This window comes from Actinomadura sp. 7K507, assembly GCF_004348425.1.
Classification (GTDB): Bacteria; Actinomycetota; Actinomycetes; order Streptosporangiales; family Streptosporangiaceae; genus Spirillospora.
On sequence record NZ_SMKK01000170.1, the window covers coordinates 1 to 21,068 of the forward strand.

Annotated in this window: 19 protein-coding genes and 1 pseudogene; 16 read left to right on the top strand and 4 right to left on the bottom strand. The window is 71.1% G+C overall.

Going from position 1 to position 21,068, the window contains the following annotated elements; translation table 11 throughout:
• A pseudogene (locus tag E1285_RS45835) lies at positions 1 to 317 on the top strand (serine hydrolase); the annotation flags it as partial.
• 54 nt (positions 318 to 371) lie between these two features.
• Positions 372 to 1,355, top strand: coding sequence for an STM4015 family protein (locus E1285_RS30990; RefSeq protein ID WP_132158119.1), 984 nt, complete (start codon positions 372 to 374; stop codon positions 1,353 to 1,355).
• 84 nt (positions 1,356 to 1,439) lie between these two features.
• Here E1285_RS30990 and E1285_RS30995 read toward each other — a convergent pair whose 3' ends face one another.
• A complete protein-coding gene (locus tag E1285_RS30995; protein WP_132158120.1) occupies positions 1,440 to 2,879 on the bottom strand; it encodes a pyridoxal-dependent decarboxylase in 1,440 nt (479 codons plus the stop codon).
• Between the two features lie 70 nt (positions 2,880 to 2,949).
• Here E1285_RS30995 and E1285_RS31000 point away from each other — a divergent pair, with 70 nt between their 5' ends.
• Positions 2,950 to 3,894, top strand: coding sequence for a helix-turn-helix domain-containing protein (locus E1285_RS31000; protein WP_132158121.1), 945 nt, complete (start codon positions 2,950 to 2,952; stop codon positions 3,892 to 3,894).
• A 134-nt stretch (positions 3,895 to 4,028) separates the two neighbouring features.
• Here E1285_RS31000 and E1285_RS31005 read toward each other — a convergent pair whose 3' ends face one another.
• Positions 4,029 to 5,291, bottom strand: a complete 1,263-nt coding sequence (locus tag E1285_RS31005) for an oxidoreductase (protein WP_132158122.1) — start codon at positions 5,289 to 5,291, stop codon at positions 4,029 to 4,031.
• 90 nt (positions 5,292 to 5,381) lie between these two features.
• Positions 5,382 to 6,149 (bottom strand): type I methionyl aminopeptidase, encoded by a 768-nt coding sequence (gene map / locus E1285_RS31010; protein WP_132158123.1) that lies wholly within the window; start codon positions 6,147 to 6,149, stop codon positions 5,382 to 5,384.
• Between the two features lie 66 nt (positions 6,150 to 6,215).
• Here map and E1285_RS31015 point away from each other — a divergent pair, with 66 nt between their 5' ends.
• From E1285_RS31015 to E1285_RS31045, 7 genes are all read left to right on the top strand, one after another.
• On the top strand, positions 6,216 to 6,518 hold the full coding sequence (locus E1285_RS31015; protein ID WP_132158124.1) for a helix-turn-helix transcriptional regulator: 303 nt from the start codon (positions 6,216 to 6,218) through the stop codon (positions 6,516 to 6,518).
• A gap of 338 nt (positions 6,519 to 6,856) precedes the next feature.
• Positions 6,857 to 8,449: an AMP-binding protein gene (locus E1285_RS31020; RefSeq protein ID WP_132158125.1), complete on the top strand. Its 1,593-nt coding sequence runs from the start codon at positions 6,857 to 6,859 to the stop codon at positions 8,447 to 8,449.
• Positions 8,446 to 9,675: an acyl-CoA dehydrogenase family protein gene (locus E1285_RS31025; protein ID WP_132158126.1), complete on the top strand. Its 1,230-nt coding sequence runs from the start codon at positions 8,446 to 8,448 to the stop codon at positions 9,673 to 9,675. Before E1285_RS31020 ends, E1285_RS31025 begins: the two co-directional genes overlap by 4 nt.
• Positions 9,676 to 9,712: 37 nt before the next feature.
• Positions 9,713 to 10,471: an enoyl-CoA hydratase/isomerase family protein gene (locus E1285_RS31030; RefSeq protein ID WP_132158127.1), complete on the top strand. Its 759-nt coding sequence runs from the start codon at positions 9,713 to 9,715 to the stop codon at positions 10,469 to 10,471.
• An 8-nt stretch (positions 10,472 to 10,479) separates the two neighbouring features.
• A complete protein-coding gene (locus tag E1285_RS31035; RefSeq protein ID WP_132158128.1) occupies positions 10,480 to 11,415 on the top strand; it encodes a VOC family protein in 936 nt (311 codons plus the stop codon).
• The gene (locus E1285_RS31040) at positions 11,412 to 12,494 is read left to right on the top strand and encodes an acyl-CoA dehydrogenase family protein (protein WP_132158129.1); all 1,083 of its coding nucleotides are present in this window, start codon (positions 11,412 to 11,414) and stop codon (positions 12,492 to 12,494) included. Before E1285_RS31035 ends, E1285_RS31040 begins: the two co-directional genes overlap by 4 nt.
• 248 nt (positions 12,495 to 12,742) lie before the next feature.
• Positions 12,743 to 13,144, top strand: coding sequence for a nitroreductase family deazaflavin-dependent oxidoreductase (locus E1285_RS31045; protein WP_279510109.1), 402 nt, complete (start codon positions 12,743 to 12,745; stop codon positions 13,142 to 13,144).
• Between the two features lie 22 nt (positions 13,145 to 13,166).
• Here E1285_RS31045 and E1285_RS31050 read toward each other — a convergent pair whose 3' ends face one another.
• Complete coding sequence (locus E1285_RS31050; RefSeq protein WP_207946950.1) at positions 13,167 to 14,468, bottom strand: hypothetical protein; 1,302 nt, start codon at positions 14,466 to 14,468, stop codon at positions 13,167 to 13,169.
• A gap of 174 nt (positions 14,469 to 14,642) precedes the next feature.
• Between E1285_RS31050 and E1285_RS31055 the strand changes: the two genes are divergently transcribed.
• The 6 genes from E1285_RS31055 (at position 14,643) to E1285_RS31080 (ending at position 21,046) form a co-directional block, all read left to right on the top strand.
• Positions 14,643 to 15,839: a histidine kinase gene (locus tag E1285_RS31055; RefSeq protein ID WP_132158131.1), complete on the top strand. Its 1,197-nt coding sequence runs from the start codon at positions 14,643 to 14,645 to the stop codon at positions 15,837 to 15,839.
• Positions 15,840 to 15,900: 61 nt separating this feature from the next.
• Positions 15,901 to 16,656: a LytTR family DNA-binding domain-containing protein gene (locus tag E1285_RS31060; protein WP_279510108.1), complete on the top strand. Its 756-nt coding sequence runs from the start codon at positions 15,901 to 15,903 to the stop codon at positions 16,654 to 16,656.
• Between the two features lie 101 nt (positions 16,657 to 16,757).
• Positions 16,758 to 17,195, top strand: a complete 438-nt coding sequence (locus E1285_RS31065) for a DUF485 domain-containing protein (RefSeq protein ID WP_207946951.1) — start codon at positions 16,758 to 16,760, stop codon at positions 17,193 to 17,195.
• Positions 17,192 to 18,919, top strand: a complete 1,728-nt coding sequence (locus E1285_RS31070; protein WP_132158133.1) for a cation acetate symporter — start codon at positions 17,192 to 17,194, stop codon at positions 18,917 to 18,919. Before E1285_RS31065 ends, E1285_RS31070 begins: the two co-directional genes overlap by 4 nt.
• A gap of 157 nt (positions 18,920 to 19,076) precedes the next feature.
• Positions 19,077 to 19,439 (top strand): DUF485 domain-containing protein, encoded by a 363-nt coding sequence (locus E1285_RS31075; RefSeq protein ID WP_132158134.1) that lies wholly within the window; start codon positions 19,077 to 19,079, stop codon positions 19,437 to 19,439.
• Positions 19,436 to 21,046, top strand: coding sequence for a cation acetate symporter (locus E1285_RS31080; protein ID WP_132158135.1), 1,611 nt, complete (start codon positions 19,436 to 19,438; stop codon positions 21,044 to 21,046). The genes E1285_RS31075 and E1285_RS31080 overlap by 4 nt, the downstream gene beginning before the upstream one ends.
• Positions 21,047 to 21,068 lie beyond the last annotated feature (22 nt).

Consider the following 21,068-nt stretch of genomic DNA (forward strand, 5'->3'; position numbering starts at 1 on the left):
CCCGCACCCTGGCCTGGCTCGCCGCCGCACTCGTCACCGCCTTCCTCACCGGCATCTCCCTGGCGATGTCCGACGGCAACGCCATCATGGAGATGGTGCCGCTCGGCTCACCGGAGCTGACGGCGCTGCCCTACATCGCCACCGCGTCGTTCCTCGCCACGATCCCGCTGGCCGCCGGGCTGGTCGCCGCCTGGTGGAAGGGCTGGTGGGGAAGAACCGGCCGGATCTCCCTGACCCTCCTGGTCCTGGCGTCCATCCCCTTCTACAAGCTGTGCATCACGTACCACCTGCTGGCCCTCCCCTTCCCGACCGCCTGACCGGCTCCGTCTGCGAGCATGCCGTCGTTGATCGATTCACCGGCAGGAGGCCTCATGAGCGTTCACGAGCACCTCACCGTCTACGACGGGAAACCCGTCGTGGATTTCATCGCAGAGCCCGAGATGCTTGAGGACGACTTCCTGGTGGATTTCCTGGAGCAGGGTGAGGTTCCGGAGTTCTGCGCCACCGGGGCGGATGTGCCCGGCTCCGCCTGGCGGATCCACACCACCTACCAAGGCCCGCCGTTCGAGGAGCTGTTCACGCTCTTCCTCGGGACGGTCGATACCAGCCAGGTGACGCGCCTGCTCGTCGGCTTCAACGGAGCCGCGTACGAGTACGACCGCGCCGATCCGGTGCGGCTGCTGGTGGACGCGGCCGACCGGTTGCCCGACCTGGAATCGCTGTTCCTCGGAGACATCGTCGCCGAGGAGGTGGAGATCTCCTGGATCCCGCAGAGTGATGTCACGCCGCTCTTCGCGGCCTTCCCTGGGCTGAGGCGCTTGGACGTGCGGGGTGGCGACGGCTTGTCCCTGAGCCCTGTCCGCAGCGAGGCCCTCAGGACGCTGCGGTTCGAGACCGGCGGTCTGCCCCGCGAGGTCGTACAGGCCCTCGGCGAAAGCGAACTGCCCAGCCTGGAGCATCTCGACCTCTGGCTCGGCTCCGCCGCCTATGGGGGAGACGCGCGGATCGCTGACCTGGAACCGATCCTGAACGGCGGACGGCTGACGTCCCTCACGCACCTCGGACTCGAGGACAGCGAGATCCAGGACGAGGTTGCAGCAGCCGTGGCGGAGGCGCCGGTCGTGGCCCGGCTGCGAACGCTCAGCCTGGCCATGGGCCTGCTCACCGACACCGGTGCCGAGGCGCTGCTGTCGGGCCAGCCGCTCACCCACCTGGAGCGGCTCGATCTGCACCACCACTTCCTCAGCGCCGCGATGATGGGCCGCCTGGAAGCCGCGCTGCCGGACGTCGAAGTGAACCTGGACTCCGCGAAGGATCCCGGGGAGGAATTGCGCTACATCGCGGCCGCCGAGTAATCAGCGCGGAATGTACGGCCGTGATGACGGCCCCGAAGAAGCTCGCCTCCGTGCTCGCCGAGTTCTTTCGCGGCTGAGCGTGCCTCACACCGCGGCCGCGGCCTTCCGCGCGTCGTTCACCGCCAGGACGAGGTCGTCCATGTCCGCGGACCTGGTGCGGTGGCTGATGACGCACGCGCGGAGGGCGGCGCGTCCGTCCAGGCGGACGGGGCTGATCCACGCGCGCCCGCTCTCCACGACGGATCGGGCGAGCGCGTCATGGTGCTCCCACGTGCCGTCGTCCGGATCGGCGAAGCAGACGACGGGGAGCGGGGTGTCGTTGACGATGCCCCATCCGTTGGCCGCGAGCGCTTCGCGGAGGTCGTCCGCCAGGCGGGCGTCGTGTTCGAGTTGCTCGGCGTACCCTTCACGGCCCGCGACGGCCAAGCTGAGGAACAGCTTCAGCCCCATGAAGCGCCGCGACCACTGCTGGCTGGACGTGTAGGGGTCGACGGTGTCGGGAACGTCGGCCGGCATGTAGGACGTCGTGACCCGGAACGTCTCCGCGAGCCCTTCGGCGTCGGTGGACAGCAGCGCACCCGCGCCCATCGGGACGCTCAGCCACTTGTGCGCGTCCAGCGTGATCGAATCGGCGCGCTCGATGCCGGACAGGACGGGACGCAGCCGGTCGGAGAGGGCCGCCGCGCCCCCGTAGGCGGCGTCGGCGTGTAGCCGCAGGCCGAGGTCGCCACAGAGGTCGGCCAGCTCGTGCAGCGGGTCGATCACCCCGGCGGCCGTCGTCCCGGCCGTCGCCACGACGAGGAAAGGCAGGTCGCCTGCGGCCCGGTCGGCGGCCACCTGGCGGGCGAGGCTCGGCGCGTCCATCCGCAGGCCGGGCCCGGTGGGGACGAGGCGGACGGCGTCTCTGCCGATACCGGTGGCATGGGCGATCTTCAGCCAGGCCAGGTGGCTCTCCGCCGACGCGTACATGACCGGACGGCCGGGCAGCGCCCGCAACCCTTCGGCGCCGTACTGCGGCCATGTCCTCGTGAGCGCCAGCAGCACGGCGGTCATGTTCGCCTCCGCGCCGCCGCTGGTGAACGACCCGGCCACCTGCTCGGACGGGTAGCCCAGCCGCCCTCCCAGGAAGCGCAGCACATGCGCCTCGATCTCCGCCGCCGCCGGTGCGTGCGACCACGCGGCGAGCTGCGGGTTGAAAGCCGCGGCCAGCGTCTCGCCGAGAACCCCCATCAGCGTCGGCGTGGGGTTGAAGAGCCCGAAGTACCGGGGATGCGTCGTGTGGACGGTCGCCGCGCGCAGCAGCTCGGCGACCTCGTCGATCACCGCCTCGGGACCGGCCGGACGGTCGAAGTCGTACGCGCCGATGACGGCCCTGAGGCGCTGGACGTTCACGGACGGGCTCACGTCCCGTCCGGCGATCTGCTCGCGCTCGTCCCGAAGAAGGTCTGTGACATGCCGCCAAAGCCGGTCCGCCATCTCCTGTGGGGGATCGAAGGAGGCGCGTCCAGTGGGGAAAACGTCCATGGCTTCACTCTGGCGCTCAGCCGGAACAGGTCCAAGTGGCAAGAACGACCATGACCGCTAAATTGGTGACATGCACACGCTGGCCGTAGCCGTGACCGATGGGGTGCCGATCTTCGAGCTGGCCATCCCCTGCGAGGTGTTCGGGTACGAGCGCCCGGGGCTGGCCGACTCTTGGTACGACTTCCGGCTCTGCGCCGCACCGGGCACCCGGACAGCCGCCGGGTTCGCACCCGAGGCCCGCCACGGCCTGGATGAAATCGCCCAGGCCGACACCGTCGTGATCCCCGCCTGCGCGAACGTTCTCGACGACCAGCCCGCCGACCTGGTCGAGGCCGTCCGCGCCGCCCACGCCAACGGCGCCCGCCTCGTGTCGCTGTGCACGGGAGCGTTCGTCCTCGCCGCCGCCGGCCTCCTCGACGGACGCCCGGCGACGACCCACTGGATGCACGCCCGCCAGCTCACCGACCGCTACCCGGACGTCCTGGTGGACGCGTCCGTCCTGTACATCGACGACGGCGACATCCTGACCAGCGCGGGGACCGCCGCCGGTCTCGACCTGTGCCTGCACGTCGTCCGCGCCGACCACGGCGCCGCCGTCGCCGGCGCCCTCGCCAAACGCCTCGTCATGCCCGCGCACCGGCCCGGCGGCCAGGCGCAGTACATCGACGCGGGAACGCCCGTCCAGGACGCGGACGAACTGGGCCCCCTCCTCGACTGGGCCCGCCAACACCTGAACGAACCGCTCACCATCGCCGCCCTGGCGAGCCGCGCCAACGTAACCCCCCGCACCCTGATCCGCCGCTTCAGCGCCGCGACGGGCACGACCCCGATGGCCTGGCTGCGCGGCATCCGCATCGACCACGCCCGCGAACTGCTGGAGACGACGTCCCTCCCCGTGGACCAGATCGCCGACCGCACCGGCCTGGGCAGCCCGGCCAACCTCCGCCACCACTTCACCCGCACCGTGGGCGTCCCTCCCACCACCTACCGCCGCACCTTTTCGTCCACCGCCTGATCTGGCTGGGCCCTGGCCTCCGTCGCGGAGCGATCTGGGGGAAAGTGGCCGCCGCTATCGCCGCTATCGTCGTCGAGACATGCTCGACACATGAGGCGACTTGCTGGTGGTGATGGGGCCCGGCCAGGTGGCGGTCAGGTGCGTTTGAGGATGCCGGTCAAGCCGGCGACCACGGCGGTGGTGAGGATCCAGCCGGATGCTATGAACGTCCAGGTCCAGTACATGGCGGCGTCTTGGGCTCGCCACGCCTTCTGCTGGCCGAGGTCCACTATCGGCAGCAGGACGTCGAGGGTGTAGCCGAAGGGGTTGAAGGCGGGGGCGTTCCTGTCGGCGCGGGTCAGGTCGTGCGGGTGGGCTTCGGTGAAGATCCAGGTGCCGAGGGCGAGCAGGACGGCGAGCCAGACGGCCGCCTGCCAGGTCCGGTAGCCGTAGCCGACGGTCAGGTACAGGAGCCAGTTCGTCAGCTTGCCCGCCGGGTTCAGCTCCGCGCGGCGCCGCCATTGCTTGGCGACCGCGACCTTGTGTGCGGCCTGTTCGTCCCCTGCGCGCCGGTAGACGGCGGTGAGCTGGTCGTAGAGCTGCGGGACGTAGCCGCCGGGATCGCGGGTCAGCCAGGCGATCCGCGTACGGGCGTCGGCGGTGTCTCCGTGGTCGCCGAGGGCGTCATAGGTGAATCCACGCAGGCGGATCGTGGCGGGCCAGGTCGCCGGGTCGTCGTCGAAGGTTCCGACGCGGGCGCCGGTGAGGTTCACGTCGCCTTCGGGACGGTGGCCCGGAAGCAAGATCAACGCGGTGGCGGTGGCGCCTTCGAGGTTGAGGGCCTGGCCGCCGGGGTCGGTCAGGCGGGCGCCGGCCAGGATCAGGGGCGCGTTGATCTGGGCGCCGGGCAGGCGGACCTCTCCTTCGGCCGTGAAGCCCTCGGCCAGCACGCCGTCCTCGACGGTGAGCCGGTCGGCGGTCAGCGCGGTGGCGCCGGGGTTGGTCAGGCGTGCTCGGCTCAGGTCGAGGCGGCCGCCGATGCGGGCGCCGGGGAGGCGCATCTCGCCGTCGGCGGTGAGGTCACCGCAGAACATGTCGTCGCCGACCGTGAGCCTGGCGGCGGCCAATGCGTCGGCGCCAGGTGCGTCGAGGTGTGCCCGCGTCATGGTGAGCGTGCCGCCGATCGTGGCGCCGCGCAGTTTCACCGCGCGCAGCGGGGGATCGTCGGGTGGCCGTCGCGTGAGGAGGTCTGCCAGCGTCCCGGCTCGCACGGTTCGCTCAGGGCCCCACTCGGCCGCGCCCGCCGGGTCGTCGCGCTCGGCGTCGCCGGTGCGCAGGTCGATGAGCGTGCCCGCGATGGCCCCGCGCAGCAGGTCCGGCTCGTGCTCGCCGGGTTGCGGGTCAACGGGTGGGGTCATCGCGGTGGTGGCCCTCGGGGGGTGGACGGGCGGTTCTCGCGTCCGGGGTTCCATCGGCCCCACGACGCGGGTGCAACGGTAGGCGATCACTCATGCGCGGGTGAGGACTTCGGCTCCGTCGTCGGTTATGGCGATCGTGTGCTCGCTGTGCGCTGTCCGGCAGCCGGTCGCGCTTCGGAGCGTCCAGCCGTCGGCGTCGGTGACGAGTTCGGCGGTGTCCGCCATGACCCATGGCTCCAGTGCCAGCAGCAGTCCGGGGCGCAGCTTGTATCCGCGGCCGGGCCGCCCCGTGTTCGGGACGTGCGGGTCCTGGTGCATCGTGGACCCGACGCCGTGACCTCCGAACTCGGTGCTGATGGGATACCCCGCCTCGCTGAGGACCGTGCCGATGGCATGGGAGATGTCGCCGATGCGAGCGCCCGGTCCGGCCGCGGCGATCCCCGCGGCCAGGGCGCGTTCGGTCGCGCTGATCATCGCGACGCTCTCCGCGGGCTTCGAGTCGCCCACGATGAAGCTGATGGCGGAGTCCGCGACGACTCCGCCTCTCGATACGGCGAGGTCGAGCGACAGCAGGTCGCCGTCGGCGAGCGTGTAGTCGTGCGGCCGTCCGTGAAGGACGGCGTCGTTGACCGACGTGCAGATGTAGTGCGCGAACGGCCCGCGGCCGAAGGACGGCTCGTAGTCGACGTAGCAGGACTCCGCCCCGGCCTCGATGATCATGGCCTTGGTCCACCGGTCGATGTCCAGGAGGTTCGTGCCGACCGTGCTGCGGCTCTTCATGGTCTGCAAGATGTCGGCGACCAGGGAGCCCGTGTCCTTCGCTCGCGGCAGGTCGGTGGGGCTCAGGATCTCGATCATCGGGTGCCTTTCTCACATGACCAATAACTATCCCGGCCATACTATCCCGGTACTAGAATCGGAGCCATGGTCAGGTTGCCGCTCACGCCCCCGGAGATCGAACGCGGACAGCGCCTCGGTGCCCTCCTGCGGCGAGCCAGGGGGGAGAGGCCGATGCTCCGCACCGCGCTGGACGCGGGCGTCTCGCCGGAGACCCTGCGGAAGATCGAGTCCGGTCGCGTGGCCACTCCCGCCTTCCCGACCATCGCCGCGATCGCCGGCGTCCTCGGCCTTTCCCTCGATGCGGTGTGGTCGGAGATCAACCGGTCGGACGGCGAGGTCGAATCCGCGAGGCCGGGACGCGACGCCGGTGAGCGGCTGGCCTCGTAAGTCGCTCCCCTGAGTCTCCGTGTAGTCGCCGAAGGTCGCCGAACCCTGGAGTGCGGGTTTCGGTCGTGTGGTGACGGGCTGGGATGGGTGGCCGAAACAGGGGTACGAGGGAGTGTGGCCTGGGTCACACTGGTTGCCTGATGCCTCAGTAGAACACCGGTAGAACAGGGATATTCCCTTTTCGCCACTGTTGCCGGTTATAGCGTTTCGTGTTCCCCTATTTATGGCAATGTCCGGTTACGGATCGCTCTTGGCCGATTCCTTCTGACCGATACACCGCCACCAGCCGACGACGCACACCACCTACGACGACGCACACAGCGACAGCGGAGGTCCGGATGCGCAAGGAGACGCTGGAGAGCTTCGTCCTCGGGGACGTTCTCCGGTCGCAGGCGCAGGTTCACCGACGGCAGACGTTTCTCAAGTTCCGCGACGGCGAGATCACCTACGGCGAGGTCGACGCGGCCGCCGACCGGATGGCGCGCCGGCTGGCGGGGGCCGGGATCGGGCGCGGCGACCACGTGGGCGTGATGCTGCCGAACTGCGCCGACTTCGTGCATCTGATCTTCGCGCTGGCGCGGCTGGGCGCGGTGGCCGTGCCGATCAACATCGCGTACCGGGGGGAGTTGCTCCGGCATGTGCTGGACAGTTCCGATTCGGGGTGGCTCGTCATCGACGGGCCGTACGCGGAGCGCGTCGTCGAGGTGGCGGAGCGGTTGCCGAAGCTGGGCGGGGTGATCGTGCGGGACGCCGCCGGAGGCGGGGTCTTCCTGGATCAGCTGGGCAAGCCCGCGCGGGACCTGGCCGCACTGCCGGAGGACGGGGACGGGCCCGTCGAGGTTCCGGTCGGGTTCGCCGACATGCAGGCGATCATGTACACGTCCGGGACGACCGGGCCGTCCAAGGGCGCGATGGTCCCGCACGCGCTGGCGCTGACCTGCGCCTATGACTCGCTGGACTTTCTCGATCGGTGGGGTAAGACGATCTACTGCCCGCTGCCGCTCTTCCACGCCGCGGGGCTGTGGGACGGCATGCTCTCGGCGCTGCTGGGGGGCGGGTCGATCGCCATCGTGGAGCGGTTCAGCGCTTCGAGGTTCTGGGACGACGTCCGCCGCTTCGACGCGCAGGTGTGCATGAGCGTGTTCTCGATGATCCCGATCCTGCTGAACCGTCCGCCGACGTCGCGCGACCGCGACCACGGGCTGGAGACGTTCTACATGGGCAAGTCGAGCCTGGACGAGCCGCTGCGGGAGCGTTTCGGGGTCCGGTCGGTGGAGACCTACACGAGTACCGAGGCGGGCATCGCGACCGGCAGTCCCTACGGGGAGTGGCGGACGGGCTCGTGCGGGCAGGCCCACGAGGAGCGGTTCCAGGTCGCGGTGGTGGACGAGTACGACCGGGAGCTGGGCGCGGGGGAGCCGGGCGAGCTGGTGCTGCGGCCGAGGCAGCCGTTCGTCCTGACGACCGGGTACTACGGCAACTGGGAGGCGACGACCCACTGCTTCCGGAACATGTGGTTCCACACGGGAGACCGGGTATGGCGCGATGACGACGGATATTTCTACTTCCTGGACCGGATGAAGGACGCCATCCGCCGGCGTGGTGAGAACATCTCGGCCTTCGACCTGGAGACCGAGATCAACCGGCATCCGGCGGTGCTGGAGTGCGCCGCCATCGGCGTGCCCTCGGAGCTGGAGGACGAGGACATCAAGGTGTCGATCGTGGTGCAGCCGGACACCGGCATGGAACCGGCGGAGCTGGTCGCCTACTGCGAGGAGCGGCTGCCGCGGTCGATGGTGCCGCGCTACGTCGAGTTCGTGGAGGCGCTGCCGCGCACGCCGACCGACAAGGTCGCCAAGTACAGGCTGCGCGCCCAGGGCGACGGCGGGATCACCGAGACGACCTGGGACCGGGAGGCGGACGGCCGGTGAACTGGGACGACACGCCGGAGGAGGCCGCGTTCCGCGAGGAGGCGCGGGCCTTCGTCCAGGAGCGGTTCCCCGCGTCCTACCGTCCGGCCGGGGACGAGGAGCAGAGCCTTGAGCCGGAGGACGTCGCGGGCTACAACTGGCCCGTCGACCGGGTCGCCGACGATCCGGGGCGGCGCGAGGGCGCGCGGGCGTGGGCGGCCGCGCTGGCGGAGCGGGGCTGGATCGCGCCGCACTGGCCGGAGGAGTACGGCGGTGCCGGGCTGTCGGCCATGGAGGAGTTCATCCTCCACGAGGAGATGATGCGGGCGCGGGTGCCGACGGTGAACGGCATCGGCGCGTTCCTGCTGGGGCCCACGCTGCTGGTGCACGGGACGGAAGATCAGAAGGCCAGGCATCTGCCCGCCATCGCGAAGGGCGAGGCCGCGTGGGCGCAGGGATTCTCCGAACCGGGGTCCGGCTCCGATCTGGCGTCGCTGCGTACCCGGGCCGTGCGCGACGGCGACGAGTACGTGGTGGACGGCCAGAAGGTGTGGACGTCCCTGGGCCAGTACGCCGACTGGCTGTTCGTCCTGGTGCGCACCGATCCCGACGCCGAGCGTCCGCATCGGGGCATCACGTTCCTGCTGGTCAAGGCCGACGCGCCGGGCGTGACGATCCGCCCCATCACCGACATCAGGGACGCGGTGCCGTTCTGCGAGATCTTCTTCGAGGGCGTCCGGGTGCCGGTCGCGGACAGGGTCGGCGAGGAGAACCGCGGCTGGTACGTCGCGATGTCCGCGCTGGGCTTCGAACGGGCCGGGATCGGCGCGACGATCAAGTACGAGCAGGCGCTCGCCGAACTCGTCACCTACCTGCGGTCGCCCGAAGGCGGGCGGTACGGACGCACCACACCCGCGCTGCGGCAGGAGATCGCCCGCCGGCAGACCGAGATCCGCGTCCTGTACAACCTGGCCCGCTACACCGTGTCGCGGCAGGCCGCGGGCGAGGAACCCGGCTTCGAGGCGTCCGTCAACCAGCTTTTCGGCGCCGAGCTGCACCAGCGGCTCGCCCGCACCGGCGCGCGGGCGTTCGGGCGGTCCGCCGCCCTCTGGGACCGCGAAGGGGCTCCGCTCGACGCCGCGTTCACCCACATGCGCATGGACTCGGTGGCGTCCACCTTCCTCGGCGGCACCACCGAGATCCAGCGCAACGTCATCGCCACCCGGGGCCTGAACCTGCCCCGCTGACCGATCCGCCGACCCGACCCAGGAGGAGCGAAAGCATATGCCCGACGAGAACGGCTACGAGACCGTCGATCTGCGGATCGAGGAGAGGGTCGCCTGGCTGACCCTCAACCGGCCGGACAAGCTCAACGCGCTGACGCCGACGACGATGACCGAGCTGCGCGACATCTTCACCCGCGTCGACGACGACGAGGACGTCTGCGCCGTGGTGCTGCGCGGCGCCGGCGAGCGCGCGTTCTGCGCCGGGATGGACCTCGGCTGGTCGGAGAAGCTGACGCCGCGCGAACGCGTCGAGCAGGGCAGGCTGGGCGAGAAGACGTTCGCGATGATGGAGCGGACGTCGGTCCCGGTCATCGCGGCCGTGCACGGCTACGCCGTCGGCGGCGGCCTGGAGCTGGCGCTCGCCGCCGACTTCATCGTCGCGTCCGACAACGCCAAGATGGGCCTCGTCGAGATCACCCTGTCGGCGCGCCCGCCGTACCGGCCGAAGATGACCGAGGACGGCGACCCCGACCAGCCCGAGTTCGGCGGGTCGGCGCCCGGCTGGGGCGGGGTCAAGCGGCTGCCGGAGCGGATCGGCAAGGCCCGCGCCAAGGAACTGCTGTTCACCGGTGCGCGGATCGGCGCCGACCGGGCGCTGCAACTGGGCCTGGTCAACGACGTGTACCCGGCGGACGAGTTCGACAAGCGCGTCGGTGAGCTGGCCGAGCGGATCGCGGCGATGAACCGCTACAACCTGCGCCTCGTCAAGGAACTGGTCACCGGCGGCTACGACTGGATCGAGCCCCACCCGAGCTAGGAGAACCCGTGCAGATCTACCGCATCGATCATGTCGCGCAGGTGGCGCCCGACCTCGACGCGCAGGTCGGACGGCTGGAGGGGCTGTTCGGGTTCCGGCGCGTCCGGAGCTGGAGCAACCCCGGCGAGGGCGTGCGCGGCGCTCGGCTGGAGATCCCCGGCAGCCGGGGGCAGGCGTGGGAGGTCGTGGCGCCCGCGGGCGACGGCTCCGCGCTGCGGACCTGGCTGGACGAACACGGCGGACGTCCCGGCCTGCATCACGTCGGCGCCGAGGTACCCGACCTCGAAGCCGTCCGCGCCGAGCTGGAGGGGCGCGGCATCAAGCCGTCCGACGGGCCCGGCGGCCGGTGGATCGAGGCGTCGCTGAGCCCGCCCGAGCACGGCCCCGGCGTCCTGTTCCGCCTCCGCGGCCCCGGCGGCCTGGACATGTGCGGCGACTCCGCCGACGCGTCCACGGAGGCCGGCGAGCCGGGGGCCGGCCCGTCCCTCGGCATCGTGGCGCTCGACCACGTCTGCCAGGCCTTCCACGACCGCGACGAGCTGGCCCGCTGGTACCACGACCTCGCCGGATTCGTGCAGGTCTGGCGGACGCCCGAGGACGAGCACCCCGACATGGCCGACCTGGTGCTGAACATCCCCGGCTCGGCGATCTGCTGGGAGGTGATCACCTCGCGCGGGGAGGACTCGTTCATCGACAAGTTCCTGGAGCGCAGCGGCCCCGCCGCGCACCACGTCACCTTCGAGGTCGCCGACTGGGACGCGGCGATGGCGGCCTGCGAACGGTACGACACGCCGACGTTCGACGACGAGGAGGGCGTCACCGACGGCGCGGCCTGGAAGCACACGTTCATCCATCCGAAGCACACCGGCGGCGTCCTCGTCCAGCTGTTCTGGGAGGAACGGCCGGGCGTGTGGGTCCGCTCCGACAAGATCCCGCCGTCATGAACCTGAGCCTCACCGAGGACCAGGGGTTGATCGCCGACACCGCCCGCGAGCTGCTGGAGTCCCGGTCGGCGACCGCCGGGGCGCGGGCGATGGACGGTGACCCGGCCGGCCACTCCACCGCGCTCTGGAAGGAGATGGCCGACCTCGGCTGGACGGGCCTCGCCTTCCCCGAGGAGCACGGCGGCGTCGGCGGCGACTTCCTGGACGTCTGCCTGCTGTTCGAGCAGCTCGGGTACGCGCAGGTGCCGAGCCCGCTGCTGGCGTCGGTGGCGTGCTGCGGCATGCCGGTCGCGCGCTTCGGCACGTCCGGGCAGAGGGAGCGGTGGCTGGGCGCGATCTCGGGCGGCGAGATCGTGACCGCCGCGCCCCTGCCCTGGGACCGTCCCGGGGACGGGCCGGTGGCGGCACGGGACGGCGACGGCTTCGTCGTGAGCGGCACCGCCACGTTCGTCCCGTACGCCGCCTCGGCCGAGCACATCCTCGTGGTGGCTCACCTGGACGGCGGGCCGCACGCGTTCTGGGTGGACGCCTCGTCGGTGACGCTCCACCCGCTGGGCGCGGTCGGCGTGGACCGTCCCTGCGACGTCGAGCTGCCGGACGTCTACGTCCCGGCCGAAGCCGCCCTGGGCGCGGACGCCGCCGGCGCGATCTCCCTGTTCGGCGCGGCCGCCACTTGCGCCGAGATGGTGGGGGCGGCGCAACGCGTCCTGGACATGACGGTCGGGTACGCGGGCGAAAGAGAGCAGTTCGGCCGTCCGGTCGGGTCCTTCCAGGCGGTGCAGCACCATTGCGCCAACATGTCCATCGACGTGCTCGGCTCCCGCTTCATCGCCTACGAGGCCATCTGGCTGCTGTCGGTGAACCGGGACGCGACCCAGGAGGTGTCGATGGCGAAGGCGTGGGTGAGCGAGGCGTACGAGCGGGTGTGCGCCCTCGGCCACCAGGTGCACGGCGCGATCGGCTTCACCCAGGAGCACGACCTGCACCTGTTCACCCGCCACGCCATGGCCGCGTCCCTGTCCTATGGCGACGGCGACCTCCACTTCGACGCCCTCGCCGACCGACTGAACCTGCCCTGAGCCACCCGCCGTGAAGACGCCCGCCCGGACCTCCCGGCGGGCGTCTTCACGCTGCGCGGCGATGCCGTCCATGCGGGTCAGGGGTACCGGACCGGTCAGGAATCGAGAAGCGTCCTTGACCGGTCCGCGCCTAGCGTGACCTCCAAGGACGTCGAGTCGAGCGACCGGAGGCAGCCATGGCACAAGACCAGCGGGCAGGAAGCGCGGGAGGGCGCAAGGGCGGCGGGCCCGGGGCGTTCTCGCGGTGGATGCAGCACCGGGCGAATGCCCGTATGAACCGGAAGATCCGGCGGGGGCGCGGCACGTTCATGGGGATGGACGTGCTGATCCTGAATACGGTGGGCCACCGCAGCGGGGAGCAGCGGGAGACCCCCGTGGCGTGGTTCGCCGATGGCGAGGACGCCCGGCTGGTCGTCGCGTCGGGCGGCGGTAGCCGGAACCCGGACTGGTTCGCCAATCTGATGGCCTGCCCCGACCGGGTGTCGATGGAACTGCCGGGCGGCGGCCCCGTGCCGGTGGAGCCGCAGCGGCTCGACGGCGCCGACCGGGAGCGGGCATGGCAGCGCATCGCCAAGGCCCAGCCCCGCATCGCGAAGTACCAGAGCAAGTCCGCCAGGGAGTACCCGGTGGTCCGGCTCACCCCGCGGTGAGGGGACGCCGCCCAGGCGTTCGTCAGGGCTGGACGGAGTAGACCATTCGTTTGGCGGGGTGTTCGGCGACGGTCCAGAGGTGCCCGAGGCCCGGGGCGGACGGGTCGGTGCCGGCCTGCCAGTGGGACAGGTCCTCGGGGCCGATGCTGAGGTGCTTCTGGCTCGCGATCTGGAGTGTCGTGGTGGAGCCGGTGGCGGGTTCGGTCGTGTAGAGCGTCCCGTCGGCCGAGTCGCCGCGGCTGCGGCTCAGGTACCAGCGGCCGTCGAAGCGGGTCGCGCCCTGGACGTTGCTGTCCGGCAGTTTGTGGGCGGCGTCGGCGTTCCAGCGGTAGGACGTGTCCATGACCAGCTCGTTGCCGTCGAAGGCGCCGGCGATGGGCCAGGCGGCGACGCGCCCGTTGACGGCCTCGCCCCCGGCGCAGTACTCGCCGGCCACCAGGTGGTCGGTGCCGCTGCGGTCGAGGGAGGCGTGCGAGAACTGCGGGGACCCGTCCGAGGTCGTGCACTTGGTGCCGGTCGGGGCGGTCCGCGTCCAGGAGCCGATCTGCGGCATGACGTAGCGGTAGCCGTGGCCGTGGTAGGTGCCGCCGTGGAGGCCGACCTTGTTCCCGTCGGCCGTCGACCCGTTCTCGGACGCGCCGAGGTCGAAGATGCGGCGCATGTCGAACATGCGGAAGCCGCGTGCGGTGTCGGCGACGAACAGGTAGTTGCCGTACCAGACGATTCCGCCCGCGTGGAGGGAGGTGCCGTAACCGGAGGCGGACGGGTCCTGCGACACCCGGACGGTGTCGTAGCTGCCGTTGGCCTGCGGATACACCAGCAGGACGTGCCGGTAGGCGCCGCTGGCGGGGTCCATGAAGCTGATGCGGACGCCCTTGATCGCGTCGTTCTGCGTCTTGTCGTACCAGCTGACCAGGACGGGCTGGTAGCCGTCGCCCCACTCCTGGTCGGCCTGCATGTCGGCGACCGTGGTCACGCCCTGCGGGAACCACTGGGTGGTGTTGTTGTCGTCCGACTGGAAGCAGACGCTTCGGGAGATCGCGGCGGGGCTTCCGGATTCGAGGGCGTCGGGCTCGCATGCCTCGCCCGTGCCGGTGGGGTCGTCACCCTGCCGGTTGAGGTCGTTCATGATGCCGGTGACGGTGCCCTTGACCAGTGGAAGGGCGTCGGCGCGGTCCTGCAGCCCCGTCCCGTTGGAGTTCGGGCGGAGCTGGAAGTTCGACAGGGACAGTTCGTCCGCGGAGGCCGGGCTCTGCAGCGCGGCTGCCAGCGGAAGCGCCAGGGCCAGGGCGGCCAGGCAGGCCAGAGTTCGACGGTGGCGCATGCACACTCCTCACGGCCGGGCCCGGCCTGGCGAGCTGGGGAGCGGCGGGGGGCACCCGGCCAAGATCGTCAATTTGGCCCGTCCAAAGTGTCATGATCCGGACTTTCCCGCTATGTCGGACATTGACGAGCGGTGACTTCACATTTGGGGGTTGGCGCGTCATAAATTTGCGGAATGAACGTGGTCATAGCCGTCGCCGTGACGCTGCTGGTGACGTGGATTCCGGCCCTGGTGTGGTGGCGCCGCCAGCAGGGCCGCAACGGCGACCTCGGCGGGCCCGCGCGGCGGGCGACGTTCGAGACGCTGCACACCGCGTCCCGCGCCGCCCCCGCGTTCCGCGCCGGGCTCACCGAGCAGGGCGCGCAGAAGACCGCCCGCCACCTGCGGACCCTGCTGGACTGCCCGGCGCTGGCGATCACCGACGGGGAACGGCTGCTGGCCTGGGACGGGGAGCACGACCACCACGCGGAGCAAGGCCCCAAGCACGCCGAGGTCACGCTGGGGAACGGGCGCACGCAGGTGCACGACGTCACCTGCGACCGGCTGGACTGCCCCATCCGCAGGGTCGTGGTGGTGCCGCTCGCCACCGACGACCGCGTGATCGGGACCCTCGCCGCGTACGGGGAGGACACGCCGGCCGGGCTGATCCGCGCCGCCGAGGAGGTCGCCCAGTGGGTGGACGCGCAGCTCGAACTGGCCGAACTCGACCACTCGCGGACGCTGCTGATGGAGGCGGAGATGCGGGCGCTGCGGGCGCAGATCTCGCCGCACTTCATCTACAACTCGCTGACCACCATCGCCTCGTTCGTCCGGTCCGACCCCGAGCGGGCGCGGGAGCTGCTGCTGGAGTTCGCCGGCTTCACCCGCTACTCGTTCCGGCGGCACGGCGACTTCACCACGCTGGCCGAGGAACTGCGCTCCATCGACCGGTACCTGCTGCTCCAGCGGGCCCGGTTCGGGGAGCAGCTGCGGGTCACGCTGCGGATCGCGCCCGAGGTGCTGCCGGTCGCCGTCCCGTTCCTGTGCCTGCAGCCGCTCGTGGAGAACGCCGTCCGGCACGGGCTCCAGGACAGGTCGGAGCCCGGCCTCATCACGATCGTCGCCGAGGACGCCGGGTCCGACTGCGTGATCAGCGTGGAGGACGACGGGATCGGCATGGACCCCGGCGACGTCCGTAGGCTCCTGGCGGGGGACGCGCGCCCGCTGAGCGACGACGGCGACGCGGCCGGGATCGGCCTCGCCAATGTCGACGACCGGCTCCGGCAGGTGTACGGCGACGAGTACGGTCTCGCCGTGGAGACCGGACGGGGCGCCGGGACGAAGGTGACCGTGCGCGTCCCCAAGTACCGGCCCGGGGTGACCGCGTCCTGAGCCCTTGACTGGCGGGCGCGGGTTGACTGAAATGTGCGTGCGACGTGGGAAGGACGGTGCGGTGGGCCTACGTGTCCTCGCGGTGGACGACGAGGCGCCCGCGCTGGACGACCTCGTCCACCTGCTGCGCGCCCATCCGCGGATCGGCGAGATCCACACCGCGGTGGACGGCGCCGCCGCGCTGCGCAAGCTCGACCGGGCCCTCGCGGACGGACGTCCCATCGCCGCGGTCTTCCTCGACATCCGGATGCCCGGCCTGGACGGCACCGTGCTCGGCCGCGTGCTGGCCCAGTTCGCCCGCGCGCCGCAGATCGTCTTCGTCACCGCCTACGAGGACCACGCCGTCGACGCCTTCGAGATCAAGGCGGCCGACTACATCCTCAAGCCGGTGCGGCCCGAGCGGCTCAACGAGGCGATCCGGCGCGTGACCGAGGCCGCCGACGAGCCCGACGACGAGGACGGGGCCGACCCGTCCGAGCCGGAGCCGATGCCCGTCGAGCTGGGCGGGGTGACCCGGTTCGTCACCCCCGCCGAGGTGCTGTACGTCGAGGCGCAGGGCGACTACGCGCGGCTCCACACCTCCTCCGGCAGCCACCTGGTGCGCATCCCGCTGGCTGCGCTGAGCGAACGCTGGACCGGCGCCGGGTTCGTCCGCGTCCACCGCAGCCATCTCGTCGCGCTCGCGGCGATCAAGGAGCTGCGGCTGGACTCGGGCCGCTGCACCGTGCTGGTCGGCGACTCGGAGCTGCCGGTGAGCCGCAGGCACGTGCGCGAGCTGCGCGACCTGCTCGTGCGCAGGGCGAGGCGGTCCCCCTGAGCGGCGAGCCGGACCCCGGCCACCCGGACCCCGGCGACCCGGGCCCGGACGGTTCGCGCCCGGACGAGAAGGCGCGCGGGATCGCCCCCGGCCGGGTCCTGGTGACCGGGCCGCGGACGCGCGCCGTCCGGCGTCCCACCTATCCCGTCACCCGCGAGATCGACGAGCAGACCGGGCTCGGCGAGGCCTACATGCGCTCGCTGCTGCGGACCCAGCTCCGCCTCGCGGTGGGACTGTGCCTGGTGCTGGCCGTCGTGGTGGCCGGGCTGCCGCTGCTCTTCGCGCTGGTCCCCGCGGTCCGCGAGCAGGAGGTACTGGGGCTGCCGCTGCCGTGGGTGCTGCTCGGCGCGGTGATCTACCCGTGGTTCGTCGCGTGCGGCTGGTGGTACGTCCGGCACGCCGAACGCAACGAGGACGACTTCGCCGAGCTGGTCGAACGGTCCTCGACCTCCGGTGACGCGCCCACAGGAGCGGAGCCCACAGCAGAGGGGCCCACAGCAGACGGAGCCGCCGGTGACGCCTCCGGCGGGTCGGCGTGAACACCGCGTACGGGCTCGCCGGGGTGATCCTGGTCGTCGTCGCGACCATCCTCATCGGCGTGCTCGGACGCATCTCCCGCACCACCTCCGACTTCTACGTGGCGTCGCGCACGGTCACGCCGCTGCGCAACGCGTCCGCGATCGGCGGCGAGTACCTGTCGGCCGCGTCGTTCCTCGGCATCGCGGGGCTGATCCTCGCCTACGGGGCCGACATGCTGTGGCTCCCCGTCGGCTGGACGGGCGGCTACCTGGTCCTGCTCGTGCTGGTGTCGGCGCCGCTGCGCCGCTCCGGCGCCTACACGCTGCCCGACTTCGCCGAGGCGCGGCTGGAGTCCATGGCGGTGCGCCGCGTCGCCAGCATCCTCGTCGTGCTGATCAGCTGGCTGTACCTGCTGCCCCAGTTCCAGAGCGCCGGGCTGGTGCTGCGGACGGTCACGGGCGCGCCGGTGTGGACGGGCGGCGTCCTCATCGCCGTCGTCGTCGCCGTCAACGTGCTCGTCGGCGGCATGCGCAGCGTCACCCTCGTCCAGGCGTTCCAGTACTGGATGAAGCTCACCGCGCTCGCCGTACCGCTGGTCTTCCTGCTGCTGGCCTGGCGGTACGACGGCGCGCCCGGCCTGTCGGCGGACACCCCGCCGCAGTTCTCCGACCGCACCACCGTCTCCGTCGGCCTCGGCGTCACCGTCGACGTCGCCGACCCCGTCCAGGTCGTCGTGGACGGGCGGGTGGACGGGCAGGACTACGGCAACGCCCCGCTCACCCTGACCCCCGGCCGGCACCACATCGCTCAGAACACGTCCGTCACCTTCCCCGCCGGCACCGACGTGCCCCACGTCAGCGACAGGCCCGCCACCACCGACCACGAGTGGGCCATGCCGCTGGACGGCCATCCCCACACCCTCTACGCCACCTACTCGCTGATCTTCGCGACGTTCCTCGGGACGATGGGGCTCCCGCACGTCCTCGTGCGCTTCTACACCAACCCCGACGGGCGGGCCGCGCGGCGCACCACCGTGATGGTGCTGTCCCTGCTCGGCGCCTTCTACCTGCTACCCGCCGTGTACGGGGCGCTCGGACGCCTGTACGCCCCCGAACTGCTGATGACCGGGCGGGCCGACGCCGTCGTCCTCACCCTGCCCGGACGGCTCATCGGCGGCATCGGCGGCGACCTGCTCGGCGCGCTGGTGACCGGCGGCGCGGTCGCGGCGTTCCTGTCCACCTCGTCCGGGATCACCGTGTCCGTCGCCGGGGTGATCGCGCAGGACATCCTGCGCGGCGGGGTCCGCTCGTTCCGCGCGGGGACGCTGCTGGCCCTCGTCGTCCCGCTGGCGCTGGCCATCGCCGCACGCTCGCTCCCCGTCGCCGACGTCGTGGGGCTGGCGTTCGCCGTCGCCGCGTCCACGTTCTGCCCGCTGCTGGTCCTCGGGGTCTGGTGGCGGCGGCTGACCGTCCCGGGCGCGCTCGCCGGCCTGATCGCCGGCGGCGTCTCGGCGGGCACCGCGGTGATCGTGACGATCGCGGCCGGGCCGCCGGAGGGGCTCATCGGCGCGCTGCTCGCCGAGCCCGCCGCGTGGACGGTCCCGATCGCGTTCACCACCATGATCGTCGTGTCGCTGTGCACGCCGGGACGGGTGCCGCCCGGCGTCGCGCGGATGATGGTGCGCCTGCACACTCCGGAGTCGCTCGCCGTCGACCGCGGGACGTGGCGTCCCAAACGGGTGTGACCGTTCATCGCGCCAAAAGAACCGTTCACCGACGGGACCCGCAGGCTGGCGACGATGAACGGCAGCTGACCGCAGCCCCGCGCCAGCCCCCTCGATCGTCCCCGGACACCTCCATACCGTGGCGCGTGACCGGCGTCACAACAGAGGAGGGGCGGTCGTGTCCGTCGATAAGAACGCCCCCGGCACCGTCTACGAACGGTTCCAGGGCACCCCCGAGTTCCAGGAACTCCGGCGCAGATTCCGCAGATTCGCATTCCCCATGACCGTGGCCTTCCTCGCTTGGTACCTGCTCTATGTCGTGATGTCGGGGTGGGCGCGCGGCTTCATGGGCACGGAGCTCTTCGGTTCCATCAACTTCGGGCTGATCTTCGGGCTCCTGCAGTTCGTCACCACGTTCGGCATCGCGTACCTGTACTCGCGGCACGCCGGACGCAACCTCGACCCCGTCGCAGACAAGATCCGCGGCGAGATCGAGGCGGAGGAAGCGCAGAGCGCCGGGACCGCGGAGGACGGCCGATGAGCAACGAAACCCTGTCGATCCTGCTGTTCCTCACCTTCGTGGCCGCCACCCTCGCGATCACCGTGTGGGCGAGCCGGAACACCAAGACCGCCACCGACTTCTACGCCGGCGGCCGCTCCTTCTCCGGCGCGCAGAACGGCCTCGCCATCGGCGGCGACTACATGTCCGCCGCGTCCTTCCTCGGCATCGCCGGGCTGATCGCCCTGTACGGCTACGACGGCTTCCTGTACTCCATCGGGTTCCTGGTCGCCTGGCTCGTCGCGCTGCTGCTCGTCGCCGAGCTGCTGCGCAACTCGGGCCGGTTCACGATGGCGGACGTGCTGGCGTTCCGGATGAGCCCGCGCCCCGTCCGCACCGCCGCCGGCGTCTCCACCATCACCGTGTCGATCTTCTACCTGCTGGCGCAGATGGTCGGCGCCGGCGCACTGGTCGCTCTGCTGTTCGGCTTCACCAGCGAGTTCGCCAAGGGCGCCACGATCGCGCTGGTCGGCGTACTGATGATCGTTTACGTGGTGTTCGGCGGGATGAAGGGCACCACCTGGGTACAGATCGTCAAGGCCGTGCTGCTGATGACCGGCGCCGCCCTGGTCACGCTGCTGGTGTTGGTCGAGTTCGGTTTCAACCTGTCCAGCCTGCTCAACGACGCCGCCGAGCAGAGCGGCAAGGGCGAGGCGTTCCTGGACCCCGGGCTGCGCTACGGCACCGAGGAGCAGGGCCTGTCCGGCAAGCTCGACCTGATCAGCCTCGGCCTCGCCCTCGTCCTCGGCACCGCCGGGCTGCCGCACATCCTGATCCGCTTCTACACCGTCCCCACGGCCCGCGACGCCCGCAAGTCCGTGATGTGGGGCATCGGCCTCATCGGCACCTTCTACCTGTTCACCCTCGTCCTCGGCTTCGGCGCCGCGGCCCTCGTCGGCAGCGAGGAGATCGCCAAGGTCAACCCGGCCGGCAACACCGCCGCACCACAACTCGCCGAACGCATCGGCGAGATCATCTTCGGGGACGCGGGGGGCACGATCCTGCTCGCGGTCATCGCGGCCGTCGCGTTCGCGACGATCCTGGCGGTCGTGGCCGGCCTGACGCTCGCCTCGTCCTCGTCGTTCGCCCATGACCTGTACGCCCACGTGTTCCGCAAGGGCAAGGCCACCGAGCGGGACGAGGTCCGCGTCGCCCGCATCTCCGCCTTCGTCATCGGCGCCGTCGCGATCGTGCTCGGCATCTTCGCCCAGCGCCTCAACGTCGCGTTCCTCGTCGCCCTGGCGTTCGCGGTCGCCGCGTCCGGCAACCTGCCCGCGATCCTGTACAGCCTGTTCTGGAAGCGGTTCAACACCTCGGGCGCCGTCTCCGCCATCTACGGCGGCCTCGGCGCGGCGCTCTTCCTGGTCGCCTTCTCCCCGGTCGTCTCCGGCGACGAGAAGGCCCTGTTCACCGACTCGGACTGGAGCTGGTTCCCGCTCAGTAACCCGGGGATCATCTCCATCCCGTTCGGCTTCCTGTGCGGCTTCATCGGCACCATCCTCAGCAAGGAGTACAACGCGCAGAAGTACGCCGAGATCGAGGTCCGCTCCCTCACCGGAGCGGGCGCCGAACAGGCGACGAAGCACTGACCGCTCGTCCCCGGCGGACCAC

Bases quoted from the DNA above. Each gene is read 5' to 3' on its own strand.
- E1285_RS30990 (WP_132158119.1), top strand. From the start codon at position 372: ATGAGCGTTCACGAGCACCTCACCGTCTACGACGGGAAACCCGTCGTG.
- E1285_RS30995 (WP_132158120.1), bottom strand. From the start codon at position 2,879: ATGGACGTTTTCCCCACTGGACGCGCCTCCTTCGATCCCCCACAGGAG.
- E1285_RS31000 (WP_132158121.1), top strand. From the start codon at position 2,950: ATGCACACGCTGGCCGTAGCCGTGACCGATGGGGTGCCGATCTTCGAG.
- E1285_RS31005 (WP_132158122.1), bottom strand. From the start codon at position 5,291: ATGACCCCACCCGTTGACCCGCAACCCGGCGAGCACGAGCCGGACCTG.
- map (WP_132158123.1), bottom strand. From the start codon at position 6,149: ATGATCGAGATCCTGAGCCCCACCGACCTGCCGCGAGCGAAGGACACG.
- E1285_RS31015 (WP_132158124.1), top strand. From the start codon at position 6,216: ATGGTCAGGTTGCCGCTCACGCCCCCGGAGATCGAACGCGGACAGCGC.
- E1285_RS31020 (WP_132158125.1), top strand. From the start codon at position 6,857: ATGCGCAAGGAGACGCTGGAGAGCTTCGTCCTCGGGGACGTTCTCCGG.
- E1285_RS31030 (WP_132158127.1), top strand. From the start codon at position 9,713: ATGCCCGACGAGAACGGCTACGAGACCGTCGATCTGCGGATCGAGGAG.
- E1285_RS31040 (WP_132158129.1), top strand. From the start codon at position 11,412: ATGAACCTGAGCCTCACCGAGGACCAGGGGTTGATCGCCGACACCGCC.
- E1285_RS31045 (WP_279510109.1), top strand. From the start codon at position 12,743: ATGCAGCACCGGGCGAATGCCCGTATGAACCGGAAGATCCGGCGGGGG.
- E1285_RS31050 (WP_207946950.1), bottom strand. From the start codon at position 14,468: ATGCGCCACCGTCGAACTCTGGCCTGCCTGGCCGCCCTGGCCCTGGCG.
- E1285_RS31055 (WP_132158131.1), top strand. From the start codon at position 14,643: ATGAACGTGGTCATAGCCGTCGCCGTGACGCTGCTGGTGACGTGGATT.
- E1285_RS31080 (WP_132158135.1), top strand. From the start codon at position 19,436: ATGAGCAACGAAACCCTGTCGATCCTGCTGTTCCTCACCTTCGTGGCC.